At 68.3% G+C, this 17,524-nt stretch carries 20 protein-coding genes; 6 read left to right on the top strand and 14 right to left on the bottom strand.

Annotated features, from left to right (window positions below; genetic code table 11):
* Positions 1-126: 126 nt before the first annotated feature.
* Together ACFWIW_RS37530 and ACFWIW_RS37525 are read right to left on the bottom strand one after the other, a co-directional pair.
* Positions 127-321, bottom strand: a complete 195-nt coding sequence (locus ACFWIW_RS37530; RefSeq protein ID WP_063271889.1) for a ferredoxin — start codon at positions 319-321, stop codon at positions 127-129.
* Between the two features lie 8 nt (positions 322-329).
* On the bottom strand, positions 330-1,544 hold the full coding sequence (locus tag ACFWIW_RS37525; protein ID WP_378372826.1) for a cytochrome P450: 1,215 nt from the start codon (positions 1,542-1,544) through the stop codon (positions 330-332).
* A gap of 216 nt (positions 1,545-1,760) precedes the next feature.
* Here ACFWIW_RS37525 and ACFWIW_RS37520 point away from each other — a divergent pair, with 216 nt between their 5' ends.
* Positions 1,761-2,399 (top strand): TetR/AcrR family transcriptional regulator, encoded by a 639-nt coding sequence (locus ACFWIW_RS37520; protein WP_378372825.1) that lies wholly within the window; start codon positions 1,761-1,763, stop codon positions 2,397-2,399.
* A 320-nt stretch (positions 2,400-2,719) separates the two neighbouring features.
* On the opposite strand, the gene ACFWIW_RS37515 is transcribed toward ACFWIW_RS37520, so the two are convergent.
* Genes ACFWIW_RS37515 through ACFWIW_RS37495 form a run of 5 tightly spaced genes read right to left on the bottom strand, consistent with a single transcriptional unit; the run spans position 2,720 to position 7,809 of the window.
* On the bottom strand, positions 2,720-3,586 hold the full coding sequence (locus tag ACFWIW_RS37515) for an aldehyde dehydrogenase family protein (RefSeq protein ID WP_378372824.1): 867 nt from the start codon (positions 3,584-3,586) through the stop codon (positions 2,720-2,722).
* Positions 3,579-5,012, bottom strand: coding sequence for an aldehyde dehydrogenase family protein (locus tag ACFWIW_RS37510; RefSeq protein WP_378372823.1), 1,434 nt, complete (start codon positions 5,010-5,012; stop codon positions 3,579-3,581). The genes ACFWIW_RS37515 and ACFWIW_RS37510 overlap by 8 nt, the downstream gene beginning before the upstream one ends.
* Positions 5,013-5,015: 3 nt before the next feature.
* Positions 5,016-5,990, bottom strand: a complete 975-nt coding sequence (gene deoC, locus ACFWIW_RS37505) for a deoxyribose-phosphate aldolase (RefSeq protein WP_016331285.1) — start codon at positions 5,988-5,990, stop codon at positions 5,016-5,018.
* Positions 5,991-6,009: 19 nt separating this feature from the next.
* Entirely contained in the window at positions 6,010-7,173 is a 1,164-nt protein-coding gene (locus ACFWIW_RS37500; RefSeq protein ID WP_378372822.1) for a serine hydrolase domain-containing protein, read from the bottom strand.
* A gap of 24 nt (positions 7,174-7,197) precedes the next feature.
* The gene (locus ACFWIW_RS37495) at positions 7,198-7,809 is read right to left on the bottom strand and encodes a DUF1707 domain-containing protein (RefSeq protein ID WP_378372834.1); all 612 of its coding nucleotides are present in this window, start codon (positions 7,807-7,809) and stop codon (positions 7,198-7,200) included.
* 105 nt (positions 7,810-7,914) lie between these two features.
* On the opposite strand from ACFWIW_RS37495, the gene ACFWIW_RS37490 reads away from it, so the two are divergent.
* Together ACFWIW_RS37490 and upp are read left to right on the top strand one after the other, a co-directional pair.
* The gene (locus tag ACFWIW_RS37490; protein WP_378372821.1) at positions 7,915-8,358 is read left to right on the top strand and encodes a protein-tyrosine phosphatase family protein; all 444 of its coding nucleotides are present in this window, start codon (positions 7,915-7,917) and stop codon (positions 8,356-8,358) included.
* An 18-nt stretch (positions 8,359-8,376) separates the two neighbouring features.
* Positions 8,377-9,000 carry a uracil phosphoribosyltransferase gene (gene upp, locus ACFWIW_RS37485; RefSeq protein WP_240595673.1) on the top strand — a complete coding sequence of 208 codons (624 nt, stop codon included), beginning with the start codon at positions 8,377-8,379 and terminating at the stop codon, positions 8,998-9,000.
* Positions 9,001-9,156: 156 nt separating this feature from the next.
* Here upp and ACFWIW_RS37480 read toward each other — a convergent pair whose 3' ends face one another.
* Complete coding sequence (locus ACFWIW_RS37480; protein ID WP_240595671.1) at positions 9,157-9,753, bottom strand: TetR/AcrR family transcriptional regulator; 597 nt, start codon at positions 9,751-9,753, stop codon at positions 9,157-9,159.
* 84 nt (positions 9,754-9,837) lie between these two features.
* Between ACFWIW_RS37480 and ACFWIW_RS37475 the strand changes: the two genes are divergently transcribed.
* The 3 genes from ACFWIW_RS37475 to ACFWIW_RS37465 are packed head-to-tail and all read left to right on the top strand — an operon-like array spanning position 9,838 to position 12,245.
* Complete coding sequence (locus ACFWIW_RS37475) at positions 9,838-10,239, top strand: MerR family transcriptional regulator (RefSeq protein ID WP_016331293.1); 402 nt, start codon at positions 9,838-9,840, stop codon at positions 10,237-10,239.
* A complete protein-coding gene (locus ACFWIW_RS37470; protein ID WP_378372820.1) occupies positions 10,236-11,219 on the top strand; it encodes an aldo/keto reductase in 984 nt (327 codons plus the stop codon). Before ACFWIW_RS37475 ends, ACFWIW_RS37470 begins: the two co-directional genes overlap by 4 nt.
* A gap of 24 nt (positions 11,220-11,243) precedes the next feature.
* Positions 11,244-12,245, top strand: a complete 1,002-nt coding sequence (locus tag ACFWIW_RS37465) for an aldo/keto reductase (RefSeq protein WP_378372819.1) — start codon at positions 11,244-11,246, stop codon at positions 12,243-12,245.
* 49 nt (positions 12,246-12,294) lie between these two features.
* On the opposite strand, the gene hisS is transcribed toward ACFWIW_RS37465, so the two are convergent.
* From hisS to ACFWIW_RS37435, 6 genes are all read right to left on the bottom strand, one after another.
* Entirely contained in the window at positions 12,295-13,581 is a 1,287-nt protein-coding gene (hisS, locus tag ACFWIW_RS37460; protein WP_378372818.1) for a histidine--tRNA ligase, read from the bottom strand.
* A 36-nt stretch (positions 13,582-13,617) separates the two neighbouring features.
* Entirely contained in the window at positions 13,618-14,007 is a 390-nt protein-coding gene (locus tag ACFWIW_RS37455; RefSeq protein ID WP_378372817.1) for a hypothetical protein, read from the bottom strand.
* 177 nt (positions 14,008-14,184) lie between these two features.
* Positions 14,185-15,369 (bottom strand): amidohydrolase family protein, encoded by a 1,185-nt coding sequence (locus ACFWIW_RS37450; protein ID WP_378372816.1) that lies wholly within the window; start codon positions 15,367-15,369, stop codon positions 14,185-14,187.
* On the bottom strand, positions 15,366-16,499 hold the full coding sequence (locus ACFWIW_RS37445) for an MAB_1171c family putative transporter (protein ID WP_378372815.1): 1,134 nt from the start codon (positions 16,497-16,499) through the stop codon (positions 15,366-15,368). The genes ACFWIW_RS37450 and ACFWIW_RS37445 overlap by 4 nt, the downstream gene beginning before the upstream one ends.
* Positions 16,496-17,017: a hypothetical protein gene (locus ACFWIW_RS37440; protein WP_126735233.1), complete on the bottom strand. Its 522-nt coding sequence runs from the start codon at positions 17,015-17,017 to the stop codon at positions 16,496-16,498. The genes ACFWIW_RS37445 and ACFWIW_RS37440 overlap by 4 nt, the downstream gene beginning before the upstream one ends.
* Complete coding sequence (locus ACFWIW_RS37435; RefSeq protein WP_038519350.1) at positions 17,014-17,406, bottom strand: helix-turn-helix domain-containing protein; 393 nt, start codon at positions 17,404-17,406, stop codon at positions 17,014-17,016. Before ACFWIW_RS37435 ends, ACFWIW_RS37440 begins: the two co-directional genes overlap by 4 nt.
* Positions 17,407-17,524 lie beyond the last annotated feature (118 nt).

Below are 17,524 nucleotides of genomic sequence, written 5' to 3'. Positions count from 1 at the left end.
CTTTTTCTTTTTTTTTTTCCCGTCGTGGGTGGGGGCTCTCTATCTTTGGGTGTGGTTCGGGGGGTTGTTGTGTGTTTTGTTTTGTAAAACCAACACAACCCCCCCACGACCCACGCGCCCCACTCCCTACGCGAGCGACAAGGCCTGGCCCGGGCAAATGTGCACGGCGGTGCGGGCGTTCTCTTCCGCCTCTTCGCCTTCGGGCTCGGCGTTCAGCAGGAGGACCGTCCCGTCGTCCTCGCTCTGGTCGAACAGGTCGGGGTCGGTGAGCACGCACTGGCCCGCACCCACGCATTTCCCGGTGTCCGCGATGATCTTCATGGCTCCTCCTACCAGGTGACCGGGAGGGCGTGGAGGCCGTAGATCGTCGAATCGTGCTTGAACGGCAGTTCGTCGACCGGAACGGCGACCCGGAGGCCCGGTACTCGCCGGAACAACGTATCGAACACGATCTGGAGTTCCAACCTCGCCAAGTTCTGGCCGAGGCATTGGTGCACACCGAATCCGAAGGCGACGTGATGCCGCGCGCCGCGTTCGATGTCGAAGGTGTCCGGATTCTCGAAGCCTGCCGGATCGTGGTTGCCCGCGTTGCTCAGGCCGACGACGCCGTCACCCGCGCGGATGAGCGTGCCGCCGATCTCGACGTCCGCCGTGGCGAAGCGTGACGTCGCCGTCTCCGCGATGGTGAAGACCCGCAGGAGTTCCTCGATCGCGGCGAGGGTCTTGCCCGGGTCCGCCTTGATCTTCGCCAGCTGATCAGGGTTCTCCAGCAGGGTCACCGTGCCGAGCGAGATCATGTTCGCCGTCGTCTCGTGCCCGGCGATGAGCAGCAGGAACGCCAGCCCGACGAGTTCGCCGTGGTCAGCCTCGCCCGTTTCCCGCTGCTTCAGGATCTGACGGCCGAGGAGGTCGTCCTCGGTGGCGTTCGCTTCCTTCTTGGTGACGAGATCGTCGAGATAGTTCTCGAGCGACTCGAACGCGGTCATCCGCTCTTCGGCGCTGACCTCCCGGCTGAGCATCCGGGAACTGCAGGCTTGGAAGAACTCGTGGTCCGAATAGGGGACGCCGAGCAGTTCGCAGATCACCAAGGACGGAACCGGCAGGGAAAGCGCCTGGACGAGATCGGCCGGTTTGGGGCCCGCGAGCAGGGCGTCGATGTGTTCGTCGACGATCTGCTGAATTCGCGGCTGGAGCGCTTTCATCCGTTTGACGGTGAATTCCCCGACGACGTCCCGCCTGGCCTTGCTGTGTTCCGGCGGGTCCATCGCGATGAGGGACGGGCGGAACGGCTTGTCCTCGCGGCGGATCTGCCGTGCCACCATCAGCGGGAACGACGGATTCTGCCGGTCGGAGCTGAAATGCGGGCTGCTCAGCATTTCGCGGATGTCTTCGAGCCGGGTGAGCGCCCAAGCCGTTTGACCGGATGGAAGACCGACCCGGGAAATCGGACTTTCCTCGCGAAGCCGCTCGTATTCGGGCGGCGGCGAAAACGGGCATTTCCGGGCCAGTGGCAAGGTCGCGGTGGTTTCCTCGACGTCAGTCATCGGGTTGTCCTTCCCCAGATGTCGGGTGGGTTCGGGCGGAATCGGACAGGGGGCCCAAAGCAGATGTGGATGGTTTCATTCCGCTTATGCAAACCAAGGTACTCAAGTGGAGGCAGGTCGTCCACTCGCGAAGGGGTGGTTTCCCGGGAAGCGTGAAGGGCAGGCCCTTACGTGCGAGAATCACGGCCCTGAAGGACCCTTCGAGAGGCGAGGACCATGACAGCCGACCCCGAGACCCGCTTGCGCGCCGACGCGCGCCGGAACCGGGATCAGATCCTGGCCGCCGCGAGAGTCATCTTCGCCGCCCAGGGCGCCGAGGTCCCGATGGAGGAGATCGCGCGCTCGGCGGGCGTCGGAGTCGGCACCCTGTACCGTCGCTTCCCCGATCGTGACGCGTTGATCCGGGCGGTCGCCGTCGACAACTTCGACCGGGTCCTCAGGGACGCGAAAGCAGCGAAGGACCAGGAGTCTTCGGACTGGGACGCCCTGATCCGGCTCCTGCACCAGTCGATGGAACTGCAGCTGAGCATTCAGCTCGCGATGGTGTCGCCGCGGGCGCTGGCGATCCTGAAGAGTGACCCCGCGATCAAGACCCTGCGTGACGAGTTGCTGCTGGTGATGGACTCTTTCGTCAAGGGCGCGCAGGCGGAGGGCAGGCTCCGGACGGACGTCGCCACCGGTGACGTCGCGATCCTGTTCGCGACGCTGCTGCGGCAGATGCCCGGCAAGGGCGAGGAGGTCGCGCGGATGGCGACGAGGCGCTGTATCGGGATCATGATCGACGGCTTGCGCGCCGTGGCCTCGAACGAGTCGCTGCCGGGACGGGCGCTGACCGGGGCCGATCTGGACCCGTGAGGTCTCGGCCGGCCGGTGGTGCGGCGAAGGTGGTTGCGAAAGCCACTTTCGCAACCTTCAACGTTGCGAAAGTGGCTTTCGCAACGCCGGCGATCGAACGGCTGCGTGCCTCAAAGGGCTCCGGCGAAGTCGGATGGCCGCCGGTCAGCTGGACCAAGAGCGGCGAGCGCCACTGGATGTGGCCCCCAATGTCGCATCAGAGACGCTCAGCGTCACAGATGCGACATTGGGGACACCGCGAACAGCGACACGACCAGCGATCATGCGACTCGCCGGGCCCTCACGGACTTCAGGTGTCCAACTGCGCAAAGCGGCGAGACTTAGACACCCAGCGGGTGCCAGACCGTCTTCGCCTCCAGGTACCGCCGCAGCCGCGAGATGTCGGCGTCGGCGGTCCAGTCCGGCTCGGTGTCCGGGACGGTCAGGACCCGCTTCACGGTCCCCGCGGCCTCGCGCGCCAGTTCAGCCCGCGCGGACGGCTCGGCACCTGTCGGGTCGAGGGCGTTGACGTCGCCGTGCGAGGCGAGCCACGGACCCAGCTCCGACGCGCGGCCGGTCAGGATGTTCGCGACCCCGCCGGGCAGGTCGGACGTCGCCAGGACCTCCGAAAGCGTGATCGCGGGCAGCGGCCGGTCCGCGCTGGAGACGACCACCGCGGTCGAGCCGGTCGCCAGCACCGGGGCCAGCACGCTCACCAGGCCCAGCAGTGACGACTGCTGCGGCGCCAGCACGCCCACGACACCGGTCGGCTCCGGCACGGTGAACGAGAAGTACGGGCCCGCGACCGGGTTGGCCGCGCCGAGTACGGTCGCGATCTTGTCCGTCCAGCCCGCGTACCAGACCCAGCGGTCGATCGAAGCGTCCACAATGGAATGAGCCTTCTTCGCCGCGACGCCTTCGGACGCGGAGACCTCCGCGACGAACTGTTCGCGGCGGCCTTCCAGCATCTCCGCCACCCGGTACAGCACCTGGCCGCGGTTGTACGCGGTCGCCGCCGACCAGCCGCCGAAAGCCTTGCGTGCGGCGGAAACCGCGTCACGGACGTCCTTGCGCGACGCGTGTGAGGCGTTCGCCAGGAATTTGCCCTTGGTGTCGGTGACCGGGTACACCCGGCCCGACTCCGAACGCGGGAACTTGCCGCCGATGTAGAGCTTGTAGGTCTTCGCCACCGAAATACGGTCAGACATCGAGGTAGGCCTCCAGTCCGGTGCGCCCGCCTTCGCGGCCGAAACCCGACTCCTGGTAGCCGCCGAACGGCGCGGCGGGATCGAAGCGGTTGAACGTGTTGGCCCAGACGACGCCGGCGCGGAGCTGGTTCGCCATCCAGAGGATGCGCGAGCCCTTTTCGGTCCAGATCCCGGCGGAGAGCCCGTACGGCGTGTTGTTCGCCTTGGTGACGGCCTCGTCCGGCGTGCGGAAGGTCAGCACCGAGAGCACCGGGCCGAAGATCTCCTCGCGGGCGATGCGCATCGACTGCTGGACATCGGAGAACACGGTGGGAGCGAAGAAGAAACCGCGTTCCGGCACCGGGCACGGGCTGGTCCAGCGCTGCGCGCCCTCGGCGTCGCCGGACTCCGCCAGGCCCTTGATCTTCGCGAGCTGCTCGGCGGAGTTGATCGCGCCGATGTCGGTGTTCTTGTCCAGCGGGTCGCCCAGCCGGAGCGTCGAGACGCGGTAGCGCAGCTTTTCGAGCAGCTCGCCGGCGATGGACTCCTGCACCAGCAACCGCGAGCCCGCGCAGCAGACGTGGCCCTGGTTGAAGAAGATCCCGTTGACGATCCCCTCGACGGCCTGGTCCAGCGGAGCGTCGTCGAAGACGACGTTCGCCGCCTTGCCGCCCAGCTCCAGCGTCAGCTTCTTCGAGGTGCCCGCGATCTGGCGCTGGATGGCCTTGCCGACCTCGGTCGATCCGGTGAAGGCGACCTTGTTGACGTCGCCGTGGCCGACCAGCGCGGCGCCGATGTCCCCGGCGCCGGGCAGGATGTTGACCACGCCGGGCGGGAGTTCGGCCTGCTGGCAGATCTCCGCGAACACGAGCGCGGTCAGCGGCGTGGTCTCCGCGGGTTTGAGCACCACGGTGTTGCCGGTGGCCAGCGCGGGCGCGATCTTCCACGCCAGCATCAGCAGCGGGAAGTTCCACGGGATGACCTGCCCCGCGACGCCGAGCGGCTTCGGATTCGGGCCGTAGCCCGCGTAATCGAGCTTGTCGGCCCAACCGGCGTGGTAGAAGAAATGCGCGGCGGCCGTCGGCACGTCGGAATCGCGCGATTCCTTGATCGGCTTGCCGTTGTCGAGGCTTTCCAGCACGGCCAGTTCCCGCGACCGCTCCTGGATCAGGCGCGCGATGCGGAACAGGTACTTGGCGCGTTCGCTGCCCGGCATCTTGGACCAGACATTGTTGTACGCCTTGCGCGCGGCCTTCACCGCGGTGTCCACATCGGACACCGACGCGGTGCCGACCTCGGCGAGCACCTCTTCGGTGGCCGGGTTGATCGTCTTGAGCGGCTCACCGGAGCCGTCGACGAATTCGCCGTTCACGAACGGCCGGTAATGCGCTTTGAGGTTCGCGAGGTCGCGCGATTCGGGCGCGGGCGCGTACTCGAAGATGCCCATGGATCAGTCCACCGTCACGTAGTCGGGACCGCTGTAGTGGCCGTCGGCCTGGGTGCGGCGCTGCAGCAGGAGGTCGTTGAGCAGGCTGGACGCCCCGAACCGGAAGAGATCCGGGTTCAGCCACTGCTCGCCGGCGACCTCGTGCACCGCGACCAGGTACTTGATCGCGTCCTTGGTCGTCCGGATGCCACCGGCCGGTTTGACGCCGCGCAGTTCGCCGGTCTGGACGAACCAGTCGCGGACGGCCTGCAACATCACGTGGGTGACCGGCAGGGTCGCGGCGGGCGAGACCTTGCCGGTGGAGGTCTTGATGAAGTCGCCGCCCGCCAGCAGCGCGAGCCAGGAGGCGCGGCGGACGTTGTCGTAGGTGGCCAGCTCACCGGTTTCGAGGATGACCTTGAGGTGCGCGCTGCCGCAGGCGGCCTTGATGGCCTGGATCTCCTCGAAGACCTCCAGGTAACGGCCTTCCAGGAAGGCGCCGCGATCGATCACCATGTCGATCTCGGCGGCGCCCGCGTCGACGGCGATCTTGGTGTCGGCCAGTTTGATCTCGCGGCTCGTGCGGCCGGCGGGGAAGCCGGTGGCCACACTCGCGACGTGGATGCCGGTGCCGCGAAGCGCCTCGACAGCCGTTTCGACCATGTCCGGGTACACGCAGACGGCCGCGACCTGCGGGGTGTCCGGGCGTTCCGGGTCCGGCCGCTTGGCCTTGGCCGCGAGCGCGCGGACCTTGCCCTGGGTGTCGGCGCCTTCGAGGGTCGTCAGGTCGACCATCGAAATGGCGGTGTCGATCGCCCAGAGCTTGGCGGCCTTCTTGATACTGCGCGTGCCGAGTCCCGCCGCCCGCTGCTCGACGCCGACCTGGTCGACACCAGGCAGCCCGTGCAGGAACCGGCGCAGGCTCGCCTCGTCGCGAGTCGCGTCCGCCAGCGGCGACGGGGTGGCCGTCGCCGCTGACGAGCTGGTCGTAGCTGTCATACGGGTGAGTGTAAGCGGCCTACAGGCTGGGCACCGGGGCCTGGGCGACCGCCCTGGTCGAGGGCACCACCGGGGTGCAGAACTCGCTGACCATGGGCAGCTGGCGTTTGAGCTCGGCGTCCGGCGACGCGGTGAGGTCGACGGTGGCCAGCGTGGAGATGTCCTTGCCCGAGTCGTCGTGGAAGCTGAGGGTGGCGAACCCCGGCAGGTCGCCGCCGTGGCCCCAGACGACGAGGTCCTCCGCGCAGGCGCCGGCCGTCTTGAGGTTCAGCTTCATCAGGCCGAGGCCGTACTCCGAGCCGCCGCCCATCGGGACCGTGGTCTTCATCTGCTTCAGCAGGTCCGCGGGCAGCAGGCGACCCCCGAGCAGCGCCTCGAAGAAACGGTTGAGGTCCTTGCCCGACGACACCATGCCGCCCGCGCCGAAGTAGCGCGTGTAGTTGTAGGTCGTGAGGTCGGTGAGGCCGCGCGGAGCGTCGTACAGCTGCTCGTAGCCGCGGGCGGCCGGGCGGAGCAGGAACGGGAAGTCGCGGGGGAGCGAGGTGTCGCGCAGGTGCAGCGGGCCGGTGATCCGCTCGGCGAGCGCGCGTTCCAGCGGCTTCCGGGTGGTCTTCTCGACCAGCAGGCCGAGGACGTTGTAGCCGGTGTTCGAGTAGGCCCAGCCCGTCCCCGGCTTGAACAGCAGCGGCTGCTTCGTGACGCTCAGGCGGACCATGTCGTCGCTGTCGAAATGCTCGAAGCGTTCGGTGTCGACCTCCGCGGGCGACGACCAAGTGTCCTCGGGGAGCAGGTCACGCGGGAGCCCGCTGGTGTGCTGAAGCAGCTGGCGGACGGTGATCGGCTCCGGATACGGCAGCAATCCGGGCAGATAACGCCGGACGGGCTCGTCCAGCCCGACGCGTTTTTCGGCCACGAGCTGAAGGACCAGCGTCGCGACGAACACCTTGGACACACTCGCGATCCGCCAGCGGCCCGACGCGTCGGGTTTACCGGGCCGGTCGATGTCCGCGACGCCGCTGACGCCGCGGAACTCGTCGGAGACGGCGACCATGCCGGGAATGCCCGCGGCGACCGCCGCGTCCATCGCGGCCTGGCGCGGATCGGTCTTCTCGGCAGCCACCGCCGGCAGCGCGGTAACGGAAAGCATTGCGGTACAAACGATCGCGACGAAACTTCGGCGCATCGGAAAATCCCCCCAGCGGATGTGTCAGCCTTCGATTCCGGGCACGTCCTTCTTGCGTGGCTTCCGCTTCACGACGACCCCACCCCAGAATGCCAGGCCGGTGACCTTCACGGTGGGCGCCGTCGGGGGCGCCGGGGGCGTGCCGGCGCGGTCCTCCAGCTCGAAGGCCCCCATGAAGCCGATTCCGGTGACGTCCACGTTGATGTCGTCGGGCACGATGATGTCGATCCCGCCCATGATCGCGACCGCGGTGATCGTCGAATGCTTCTCGGCGAATCGCGCGTGCCGCAGATCGAGTTCCGCGCCGCCCCAGAACGCGAAACTGTTGTGCTGCGGCGGGACGACCCAGCTGCCCTTGCGCGACGCGCCGGACATGACGGCGATCGAGGCGCCCGAGCCCGGATGCCCGCCGATGCGGTCGTCGGGCAGGCCCAGCGCGCGCGACGTCGACGGCTCGATCGCGGACCGTGACTGCTGGGGCAGATCAGCGGTGACCGGCTTCAGGTCTCCGACGGTCTTGGCCGCGTAGACGGTGGTGAGCCGCTCTTCCAGCTCGTTGATGGTGATGCGCCCTTCGGACATCGCCGCGTGCAGCACCTGCGCGACCTGCTCGCGATCGGCGTCGGAGATGCGCATCTGTTCGGGGCCCGGCAGGGCCGGCTCTTCACTCACCTGGAGGAGCCTAGCGCCGACGAGAGGGCCAAGCGTCCATCTTATGGTCGACAGTGGCATCCTCCGGTGATGGGGAACTCACTACCCGGCGCCGTCGAGCTGCCGGACGGGATCGAAGTGCGGGGACGGGGCCTGGGGCGCCCTTGGCCGGAAGGGCCCTCGCCGGATTTCGGGCTGTATTTGGGCGGCGCGAAACTGCGCCGGAAACACGATCACAAAATGGATTGGGAGCGGGCGTGGATCCGCTGGCCCGACTTCCTGCTCCCGACGGACTGGGCGGACGCGCGGCGGCGGATCGTCGACCTGCACGCCCGGGCGGCGGCGGGGGAAGCCGTCGAAGTCGCCTGTTACGGCGGAGTCGGGCGGACCGGCACGGTGCTGTCTTGTCTCGCCACCCTTTCCGGGCTGAGCGCGGACGAGGCCGTGGCCTGGGCGCGGGCCAACCACGACAAGCGCTCGGTGGAGACGCCGTGGCAGCGCCGCTGGGTCGGCTGGTTCGCGCGGCAGGCGTGAACGGCTAAATTGACCGGCATGGATGTGCACGTCGTTGATCACCCGCTGGCCAAGGCCAGGCTCTCCACCATGCGCGACGCGCGCACCGACAGCGCCGCCTTCCGCGCGGCGCTGCACGAACTGACCGTCATGCTGGTCTACGAAGCCACGCGCGACATCCCGGTGCGGATCGAGCGGATCCACACGCCGGTGGCGCGCACCGACGGCTACGCGCTGGCGAGCCCGCCGCTGCTCGTGCCGGTGCTGCGGGCCGGGCTCGGGATGGCGGATCAGGCGCACAAGCTGATCCCCGACGCCCAGATGGGTTTTGTCGGCCTCGCCCGCGACGAGGAGACCCTCAAGCCGACGCCGTACCTCGAATCGCTGCCCGAATCGCTCGCCGACCGGCCGGTGATGGTGCTCGACCCGATGCTGGCGACCGGCGGGTCGATGGAGTACACCATCCGGCTGCTCACCGACCGGGGCGCCACCGACGTCACGGCGATCTGCGCGCTGGCGGCGCCCGAGGGCATCGAGCATCTGAAGAAGACCGGGCTGCCGCTGCGAGTGGTGACCGCGAGCATCGACGAGCGGCTGAACGATTCCGGGTTCATCGTGCCGGGGCTCGGGGACGCGGGGGACCGGCAGTACGGGGCCGTCTGACCTCGGATCGCGTTTAGCGGGCTAAACGCGATCCGGTACCGATCACCAGGGGCGGCAGAGTCCGTGAAGGCCTCCTTGAGAGACCCAGAGTCCCTCAAGGAGGCCTTCACGGACCGGCCCCGGCAAAGCCCAAACCGGCGGATCGCGTTTAGCGGGCTAAACGCGACGCAGCCAGCCCGAGGCGTTCGCCCGCAGCGCCGCCTCGTAAGCCGCGCTCACGGTGAAGTCGTCGGGCAGGTTCCCGTTCAGCTCCAGCGACACGAGGCCGTGCACGATGCCCCAGCAGCTGACGGCGATGACCTCGGGCGGCACGTCGAGGAAGGCGCCGTCGGCGACGGCCTTGCGGATCGTCTCCTCGAGCGGCGCCATCGTGGCGCGCGCCTGGCCCGCCGTTTCGTCCGCCGGCTCGAAACCCGGCACCGACTTCGTGAACATGATCGCGTAGAGGTGCGGATCGGCCAGTGCGCTTTCCCGGTACGCGACGCCCAGCCGCACGAGGTCCTCGACCGGGTCGCCGCTCAGCGTGACCCCCGACATCCGGCGGCCGAAGCGGCGGAAACCCTCGGCGAAGAGGGCGCTGACGAGATCCGTTTTCCCACCGAAGAGCGAGTAGACCGCGGTGGTGGACGTGCCGACGTCGGCGGCCAGTTTGCGGAGACTGAGCGCCTTCGGGCCGTCGGCCGAGATGAGCTCACCGGCACGGTCCAGCAGTTTCAGCCGGAGGTTCTCGTCGTGCGTCCTGGGGCGGGGCATGATCCCAGCGTAACGCAACGCTGTTATCAATCGCTCGGATTCGGAGTTGACCTGGAGCGCACTCCAGGTCGTACTGTCGTTCACATGAGCTACTCGATAGCGGAAGCCGCGCGACGTAGCGGACTGTCCATCGACACTCTCCGGTACTACGAGCGCATCAAACTCGTCGAGCCCCCGGCGCGGGACGCCGCGGGCAGGCGCGCCTACACCGACGACGATCTCGGCTGGCTGGGGTTCCTGACCAAGCTGCGCTTGACCGGCATGCCCATCAAGCGGATGCGGGAGTACGCCTCCCTGCGTCACCACGGGGCGTCGAGCGCGGGGCGGCGCAAGGCGATCCTCGTCGACCAGCGTAAATCGGTCGCCGATCGGATCGCCGAGCTGCAGACCTGCCTCGACATCCTCGACTACAAGATCGACCACTACGACCAGGTGGAGCGCAAGGTGCTCGGCACCGGAGCCACCGTGGAGGGAATTTCAGCGTGATCAGCACCAGGAGGCTCGGCGGTCTGGAAGTCGGGGCGCAGGGACTCGGCTGCATGGGGATGAGCCAGGCCTACGGTGTCCGCGACGACGACACGGAGTCGATCGCCACCGTCCACCGCGCCCTCGAACTGGGCGTGACCATGCTCGACACCGCGAACGTCTACGGTGCGGGGGCGAACGAGGAGCTGGTCGGCCGCGCGATCGCGGGCAAACGGGACCAGGTCGTGCTGGCCACCAAGTTCGGCATCGTCTGGGACGAGGACGGCGGGATGTCCGCCCGCGGGGACGCGGCGTACGTCAAGCAGAGCTGCGAAGAGTCCCTTCGCCGGCTGAACGTCGACCACATCGACCTCTACTACCAGCACCGCGTCGACCCGGACACTCCGGTCGAGGAGACCTGGGGCGCGCTCGCGGAGCTGGTCCAGGAAGGCAAGATCCGTTTCGCCGGGATCTCCGAGGCCAGTGCCGAGACGATTCGCCGCGCGCACGCAGTCCACCCGGTGACCGCGCTGCAGAGCGAGTGGTCGCTGTGGACGCGCGGCATCGAGGGCGAGATCCTCTCGACCGCCCGCGAGCTCGGCGTCGGCATCGTGCCGTTCTCGCCGCTCGGCCGCGGTTTCCTCACCGGCAGTGTGACGTCGGTGAAGGACCTCCCGGCGGACGACCTGCGCCGCGGCCTGCCCCGGTTCGCCGAGGGCAACTTCGAGCGCAACATGGCCATCGTCGAGGCATTGCGCGCGCTGGCCGGACAGAAGGGTGTCACCGCGGGGCAGCTGGCGCTGGCTTGGGTGCAGGCGCAGGGCGACGACGTCGTGCCGATCCCGGGTACGAAGCGCCGCAAGTACCTCGAAGAGAACGCCGCCGCCGCGGAGCTGGAACTGTCCGAAGTGGACATCGAAGCCATCGAAAAGGCCGCGCCCGCCGAGGCGATCGCCGGTGAGCGTTACCCGGAGCGGCTCGCCCGCGCCGCCGGTAAGTAAATCCCAGAGAATCGCGGAGAAATCATGACGGGTTCCACCCTGCCCACCCGCAGGCTCGGCACGCTGGAAGTCGGCGCGCAAGGGCTCGGCTGCATGGGCATGAGCGAGTTCTACGGCCAAGGTGACGACACCGAATCGATCGCGACGATCCACCGCGCGATCGAACTGGGCGTGACCCTGATCGACACCGCCGACATGTACGGCTTCGGCCGCAACGAGGAACTGGTCGGCCGGGCGCTGGCCGGCAAGCGGGACCAGGTCGTCCTGGCGACCAAGTTCGGCATCGTCCGCGACGAGGCGGACCCCGCGAAGCGCGGTATCCGTGGCGACGAATTCTATGTGCGGCAACAGGTCGAGGCGTCGCTGCGCCGGTTGAACGTCGACCACATCGACCTCTACTACCAGCACCGTGTCGACCCGGAGGTGCCGATCGAGGAGACCGCGGGTGCACTGTCCTCGCTGGTCGAGCAGGGGAAGGTCCGGCATATCGGGCTGTCCGAGGCCGGCCCGGAGACGATCCGCCGGGCGCACGCCGTGCATCCGGTGACGGCCGTGCAGACGGAGTGGTCGCTGTGGTCGCGCGACATCGAGAACGAGGTCGTCCCGGTGTGCCGGGAGCTCGGCATCGGGCTGGTGCCGTATTCCCCGCTGGGCCGCGGTTTCCTCACCGGTCGCTTCAAGTCCAAAGAGGACTTCGCGGACGGTGACTTCCGTCAGACGACCCAGCCGCGGTTCGCCGAAGGCAACCTGGAGCGGAACCTGGCGATCGTCGAGGCGCTGCGCGCGCTGGCCGAGCGGAAGGGCGTCACCGCCGGTCAGCTGGCACTCGCCTGGGTGCAGGCCCAGGGCGACGACGTCGTGCCGATCCCTGGCACCAAGCGCCGCAAATACCTCGAAGAGAACGTCGCGTCCGTCGGTCTGGAGCTGACCGCCGAGGACATCGCCGCGATCGAAGAGGCGGTTCCGGCCGACGCGGTCGCGGGGGAGCGCTACCCCGAAGCGGCCATGCGCCTGCTGTCCCGCTGAACACGAAAAAAGCCGGCGCCCTCGGAAAGGGCGCCGGCTTTTTTCGTTGTCAGAGCGAGGAGTTGACCGCTTCGACCACGCCGTCGAGGGCCACCGTCCGCTGTTCGCGCGTCGCGAGACCGCGCACCGTCACGTTCCCGGCGTCCCAGTCCTCCTGGCCCACGATCACCACGGCCCGGGCCCCGGCCTTGTCGGCCCGGGTGAGCTCCTTGCCCAACTTGCGGAGTTCGACCGGTGTGGACGTGCGCAGACCGGCCTTCCGGAGCCGCCCCGCGACCTCCCGCGAGGCGTCGGTGAGCTCTTCGGTCACCGGGATCACCACGACGTCGACCTCGCTGCGCGGCTTCGGGGTGAGGTCGTGCGTGTCGAGGAAGTCGATCAGCGTGACGTCACCCATGCCGAAACCGATCCCGGGGATCTGCTGCGACGTGAACAACGACGCCAGGTCGCTGTACCGGCCGCCGCCGAAGAGGGCGCGACGGTTCTCCGGAGAGGTGTCGAAGACCTCGAACACGGTCGACGTGTAGTACGCGAGCCCGCGCACGATCATCGGATCGAATTTGATCAGATCCGCGGCGCCGCTGTTCAGCACCTTGACCAGGTTCGAGTTCTCCTTGACCTGCTCGGGCAGCTCGTCGAGCAGGGCCGCGCCCGAGGACAGGATCTCGGTCAGCTTCTCGAACTGCTTGTCGGTCAGCCCGATCTCGGTCGCGGTGTCGCTCAGCTTCGTCCGGTCCGACTTCTCCCACCGGTCCACCAGGGTGAACACCTGCGGCAACTGCTCCGCCGTCACACCGACGATGTCGGTGAGCGCCGACGAGAGCAGGTTCCGGTCGTTGGCCCGCACCTGGAACATGTCCGGGGTCGCGCCGAGCGCGCCCATCATGTCGTGGATCAGCTCGAAGATCTCGATCTCGCAGTTCGCGCTGTCCGAACCGAAGATGTCCGCGTTGATCTGCCAGTGCTCACGGACCCGGCCACGCTGCGGCCGCTCGTAGCGGTGGCAGTTCGGGTGGCTGTACCAGCGCACCGGGAACTGCAGCGATTTGGCGTTGCCCGCGATCATCCTGGCGACCGACGGCGTCATCTCCGGGCGCAGCGCCAGCCGCTCGCCGCCCTTGGTGGTCAGCGTGTACAGCTGCTGGTCGGCGATCTCCTGCCCGGACTTCCGCTCGTAGATCTCGGCGGGTTCGAGGATCGGGCCGTCGTAGCGGAGGAAACCCCGCAGTTCGAGCACGTCGTAGAGATGGCCGAACACCTGCGTCCGGACGGACATCTCGGCGGGCAGGAAGTCGCGGGTCCCCTTGGCGGGGGCTGTCGGCAGGTATTCAGGCACGTCAACAAGCTTAACGAGCCGTTTCCGGCGGTTTTGTCAGGGGAAGGCCAGGCCGTACGCGGTGGTCAGGATCGCCGCCCCGAGCAGGACCGCCCCGGCGCCGGTGACCCGCCCGCCGAGCTTGCCCTTTCCCGGTGCCAGGTGCAGGAAGAAGCCGCCCGACTGGGCCAGCACACCGAACAGCAGAAGGAAGCACACGATCCAGCGAGCGGCGTCCGGAAGCCCGGTCTGGCCGAGGATCTGCAGCGCGACCAGCGCGAGTACCAGCAGGACACCGGCGTGCGCGTGGCCGGCGCGGAACATCGCGCGCTGGTGCTCGGTCAGCTTCTTGTCGCGCAGGACGCCCATCAGTGCGTAGCCGCCGTACATCACCGTCGGCAGCGAGACGAGCGCGATGACGGTGAACAGTTTGATCGGTCCTTCCATGAGGCAACGATAACACTGTTTTAAAACGGTGTCACCAAACTTGGCGTCCCACTCACGGTGACGCTGCACGGAACTCGCGTGATTGAAGCCGTAACTCGCGTGATCGGCGGCGGAACACCGAGTGCGGCATCCAGTCACGCGAGTTCCGCCTTCGATCACGCCGCGACGCGGTTGGCCCTAAGCCGAAACGACCGACCCGCGCGCAAGGACCAGGCGAAGGTTCCGGAGGGCGGAAAGATCGGCGAGCGGATCGCCGTCGACCACCAGGACGTCGGCGCTCAGCCCGGGGGCGAGCCGTCCGGTGACGTCGCCGAGGCCGAGCCCGGCGGCCGAGTCCTCGGTCGCGATCTCGAGGATCCGGCGCCTGCCGAAACCGAGCCATTCGTAGAGTTCGAGGGCGCCGACGGGGTCGTCGAAGACCGAGCCGGGCAGCCCGGCGTCCGTGCCCGCCAGAAGCGGGACACCCAGCTCCTCCAGCCAGGACAGCCTGCCGTAGACGGTCTTCGCGAGCTCTTCGCCCATGCGCTCGGCCAGCATCCGCCAGTTGCGGCTGCTGGTCGAACACGCCGCGATGCCCTCGGCGGCCATCCGTTTGGCGACACCCTCGCGCCGATCCTGCCGCTGGGGGCCGGTCAGCCAGGTGCAGTGCTCGATCGTGGCCACGCCCGCCTCGACCGACGCCTCGATCGCGTCGGCGCCGTGGGCGTGCGCCGCGACCGGGAGCCCGTGGCGCCCCGCGTGCTCGACGATCAGGCGCAACGCCCGGACGTCGAACTGGGACTCCCACATATCCGCGCCGCCCTCGGTGATCTGGCCGCCGCTGGCCATCACCTTGATCACGTCCGCGCCGGCGGCCGCGTTCGCGTCGATCATGGCCCGGATCGCGTCGTCGCCCTCGACCTCGCCGCCGAAGAAATGGCAGTGTCCTTTGAGGACGGTCAGGGGTGATCCCGCGGTCAGCAGGCGCGGCGCGGCGGCGCCTTCGAGTTCCGCACGGACCCGCGCGCCCAAAGCGCCGCGATCGCCGAGATCCCGCACCGTCGTGACCCCGCTGCGCAGCAGTTGCTCCAGACGCTCCTTGGCACCCGCGCGCAAGGCTTCGTCGTCGCTCGCCAGGAAGTTCGGCAGCATCTCGCGGGTGGCGTCGAACGCCAGGTGCACATGGGCGTTGAACAGGCCGGGCAGCAGCGTCGCGCCGGGGAAGTCGTGCCTTTCGGCGTCCGGCGAGGCTTGTGCCACGACCTCGGCGCGCGGGCCCGCCGCGAGGATCCGGCCGTCTTCGACGAGCACGGCACCGTCTTCGACCGGCGTGCTCGGGCGCGGCAGGATCCGGCTCGCGGTCAGCAAAAGCTGTGTCGTCATGCGTCGCTCCTGTAGACGGCGGCGGAGAGCGCGAGCAAGGGGCGCACGTCGGATTCGATGTCGGAGGCGCCGCCGGGGAGCACGAGTTTCGCGCGTCCGTCGGTCTCCTCGCCCGCGCTCTGCCGGGCGATCGCCGTCTTCAGCGCCGCAGCGGCCGCCTGCGGATCGTCCGCGGCGAGTGCGGTCAGATCGGTTTCCAGATAGGGGCTCAGCTGCACGAGCCCGTCCCGGATCTCGATCACCCGGCGGTAGTACCGGCGGTGGACCGTGCGCGGGCGCCACCGTTCCCACGTCCCCTGCGGCGTGGTCCGCAGCACGATGTTCGGGTAGATCCCGGCCAGCGCGGTCCACAACGGGGTGAGCTCGTCGTGGTGCCGCCGGTGCTGGCGGCGCCGTCGCAGCGCGGCGAACCGCGCGCGGGCGCCGGGATAGGTGATCCCGGCGAGGAAGAGCACGATCCCGAGGAGTACCAACGGGACGGCGACGGTGAGCAGGAGCGGGATCGACGGCCCGAACGCCCAGGCGATCACGATGTAGAGCGCGCGGAAGACACTGCCGACGGAAAGGCAGATCAGCCCGGCGGCGCTGAGTTTCAGCCCGATCTTCAGATGGCGGTCCGCGGTGCGGATGTACCGGAAGATCCACCAGGCGCAGGCGGCGAGGCCGTAGATCAGGTAGCACCCCGCGCCGAGGTAGAACAGCGCCACCCCGGGTACGTGCACGAGCTCCGGGCTCAGCGCCAGCCCCCGCACCTCCGGCGGGGTGACGGCCATGGCGACCAGCATCAGCGTGATCGCGCCGGACAACGGGATCAGCTCGAAGAGGACGCGCCCCGGCCTGCGCGGGCCCAGCGCGGAGCCGAGGAACACGATCAGCAGCGCGCATACGCCGATGGCGAGCATGACGTTGTTGACCAGACGGCCGGTGCCCTTGCCGGTCAGGCCGTCGAGCCAGCCGACGATGACCTTCTGCTGGGCGAGGAAGGAGCCGGCGACGCAGACGATGGTGATCGTGATCGCCCAGTTCGGCAGCAAGCGGGGCGCGCGGTACGTCTGGTAGATCCGCCAGGCGAGCGCGGTCGCGAACAACACCATCGCCACGACGTTGATGGGGGAGAACAGTGCGGTCACAGCCACCCTTGATGGTCGCCCAGCGCGCCTTGGACGCGGCGGACGTCATCGTCGTCGGCGCGACGGGGAATCGTGTAGTTCAAGACCGACGCCCATTCGAGGATGATGGTCGCCACGGTCTCGGCTTCCCATTCGTGCGCCTCATCGTAGGAGGTGCGGCGTAAAGCGCGGTGTACCGCGTCGCCGTCGAGCCCGGTGGCGGGGCCGCGCAGGAAGTCGGCGGGTTCGGCGTCGCCGCCGGGATGGTGATCGGCGAGCATATGCCCGAGTTCGTGCAGGATGATGTGGTCCTGGTGGGACTTCGTGGTCTCCTGCTGGAAGAAGATGTAGTCCGCCGAACCGGTGGCGATCCAGCAGCCGAACGGGCCGGGGACCTCCAGCGGGTACGGCATGAGGCGGATCGGCCTGCCGCGCTGTTCGCCGAGCCGCTCGCAGAGCACGCCCACGTCGAGCGGCGGCTCGATGTCGAGCTTGTTCAGCATCTTGCGGCAGCGTTTGCGGAGCTCCCGTTCCTTCATCGGTTCTCTTCCGGCTGCTCGCGCTCGGCCCGTTCGTAGCGTTCGACGAGTTCCAGCAGGTCCATCACCTGGCGACGGCCCTGCGGGGAAAGCTCCTGTGCGCGCATGGCCATCAGCGTCGCCTCTCCGACCGGCTGGGGCTCCTGCTCGTCGAAGAAATAGGTGATCGGCACCCCGAACAGTTTCGCCAGCGCTTCGACGTAGTGGATCTTCGGGTTGACCCGTTTGCCCGTGGCGAGCTGCTGGAGATACGCGGGCGACATGGTGGGCCCGCCGGCGCGGTCGATCGCCGCGGAGAGCTCGCGATAGCTGTGCGGGGCGCCTTCGTCCGCGCGCACCGAATCGATCAGCGCGGTCAGTTTCTGGGCGAAGGTCTGATACGGCGACATGACCCCCCAACCGTTCCGTAGTCCCGTTCCGTAGTTGGAGTGTAACGCGATACAGGCTGTCCGCAGCTGTTGACAGCGCATGTATGCAGTGGTTTACAGTTGTCAAGCGGTTTCGTGC

This window comes from Amycolatopsis sp. NPDC058340 (genome assembly GCF_042723975.1).
In the GTDB taxonomy this organism is placed as follows: domain Bacteria; phylum Actinomycetota; class Actinomycetes; order Mycobacteriales; family Pseudonocardiaceae; genus Amycolatopsis.
The sequence above is the reverse complement of the archived record's forward strand: the minus strand, read 5'-3'. Positions and strand labels throughout refer to the sequence as shown.

Bases quoted from the DNA above. Each gene is read 5' to 3' on its own strand.
- ACFWIW_RS37530 (WP_063271889.1), bottom strand. From the start codon at position 321: ATGAAGATCATCGCGGACACCGGGAAATGCGTGGGTGCGGGCCAGTGC.
- ACFWIW_RS37490 (WP_378372821.1), top strand. From the start codon at position 7,915: ATGGGGAACTCACTACCCGGCGCCGTCGAGCTGCCGGACGGGATCGAA.
- ACFWIW_RS37475 (WP_016331293.1), top strand. From the start codon at position 9,838: ATGAGCTACTCGATAGCGGAAGCCGCGCGACGTAGCGGACTGTCCATC.
- ACFWIW_RS37480 (WP_240595671.1), bottom strand. From the start codon at position 9,753: ATGCCCCGCCCCAGGACGCACGACGAGAACCTCCGGCTGAAACTGCTG.
- ACFWIW_RS37465 (WP_378372819.1), top strand. From the start codon at position 11,244: ATGACGGGTTCCACCCTGCCCACCCGCAGGCTCGGCACGCTGGAAGTC.
- ACFWIW_RS37520 (WP_378372825.1), top strand. From the start codon at position 1,761: ATGACAGCCGACCCCGAGACCCGCTTGCGCGCCGACGCGCGCCGGAAC.
- ACFWIW_RS37500 (WP_378372822.1), bottom strand. From the start codon at position 7,173: ATGCGCCGAAGTTTCGTCGCGATCGTTTGTACCGCAATGCTTTCCGTT.
- ACFWIW_RS37440 (WP_126735233.1), bottom strand. From the start codon at position 17,017: ATGAAGGAACGGGAGCTCCGCAAACGCTGCCGCAAGATGCTGAACAAG.
- ACFWIW_RS37525 (WP_378372826.1), bottom strand. From the start codon at position 1,544: ATGACTGACGTCGAGGAAACCACCGCGACCTTGCCACTGGCCCGGAAA.
- ACFWIW_RS37450 (WP_378372816.1), bottom strand. From the start codon at position 15,369: ATGACGACACAGCTTTTGCTGACCGCGAGCCGGATCCTGCCGCGCCCG.
- deoC (WP_016331285.1), bottom strand. From the start codon at position 5,990: ATGACAGCTACGACCAGCTCGTCAGCGGCGACGGCCACCCCGTCGCCG.
- ACFWIW_RS37455 (WP_378372817.1), bottom strand. From the start codon at position 14,007: ATGGAAGGACCGATCAAACTGTTCACCGTCATCGCGCTCGTCTCGCTG.
- upp (WP_240595673.1), top strand. From the start codon at position 8,377: ATGGATGTGCACGTCGTTGATCACCCGCTGGCCAAGGCCAGGCTCTCC.
- ACFWIW_RS37510 (WP_378372823.1), bottom strand. From the start codon at position 5,012: ATGGGCATCTTCGAGTACGCGCCCGCGCCCGAATCGCGCGACCTCGCG.
- ACFWIW_RS37515 (WP_378372824.1), bottom strand. From the start codon at position 3,586: ATGTCTGACCGTATTTCGGTGGCGAAGACCTACAAGCTCTACATCGGC.
- ACFWIW_RS37495 (WP_378372834.1), bottom strand. From the start codon at position 7,809: ATGCGCATCTCCGACGCCGATCGCGAGCAGGTCGCGCAGGTGCTGCAC.
- ACFWIW_RS37435 (WP_038519350.1), bottom strand. From the start codon at position 17,406: ATGTCGCCGTATCAGACCTTCGCCCAGAAACTGACCGCGCTGATCGAT.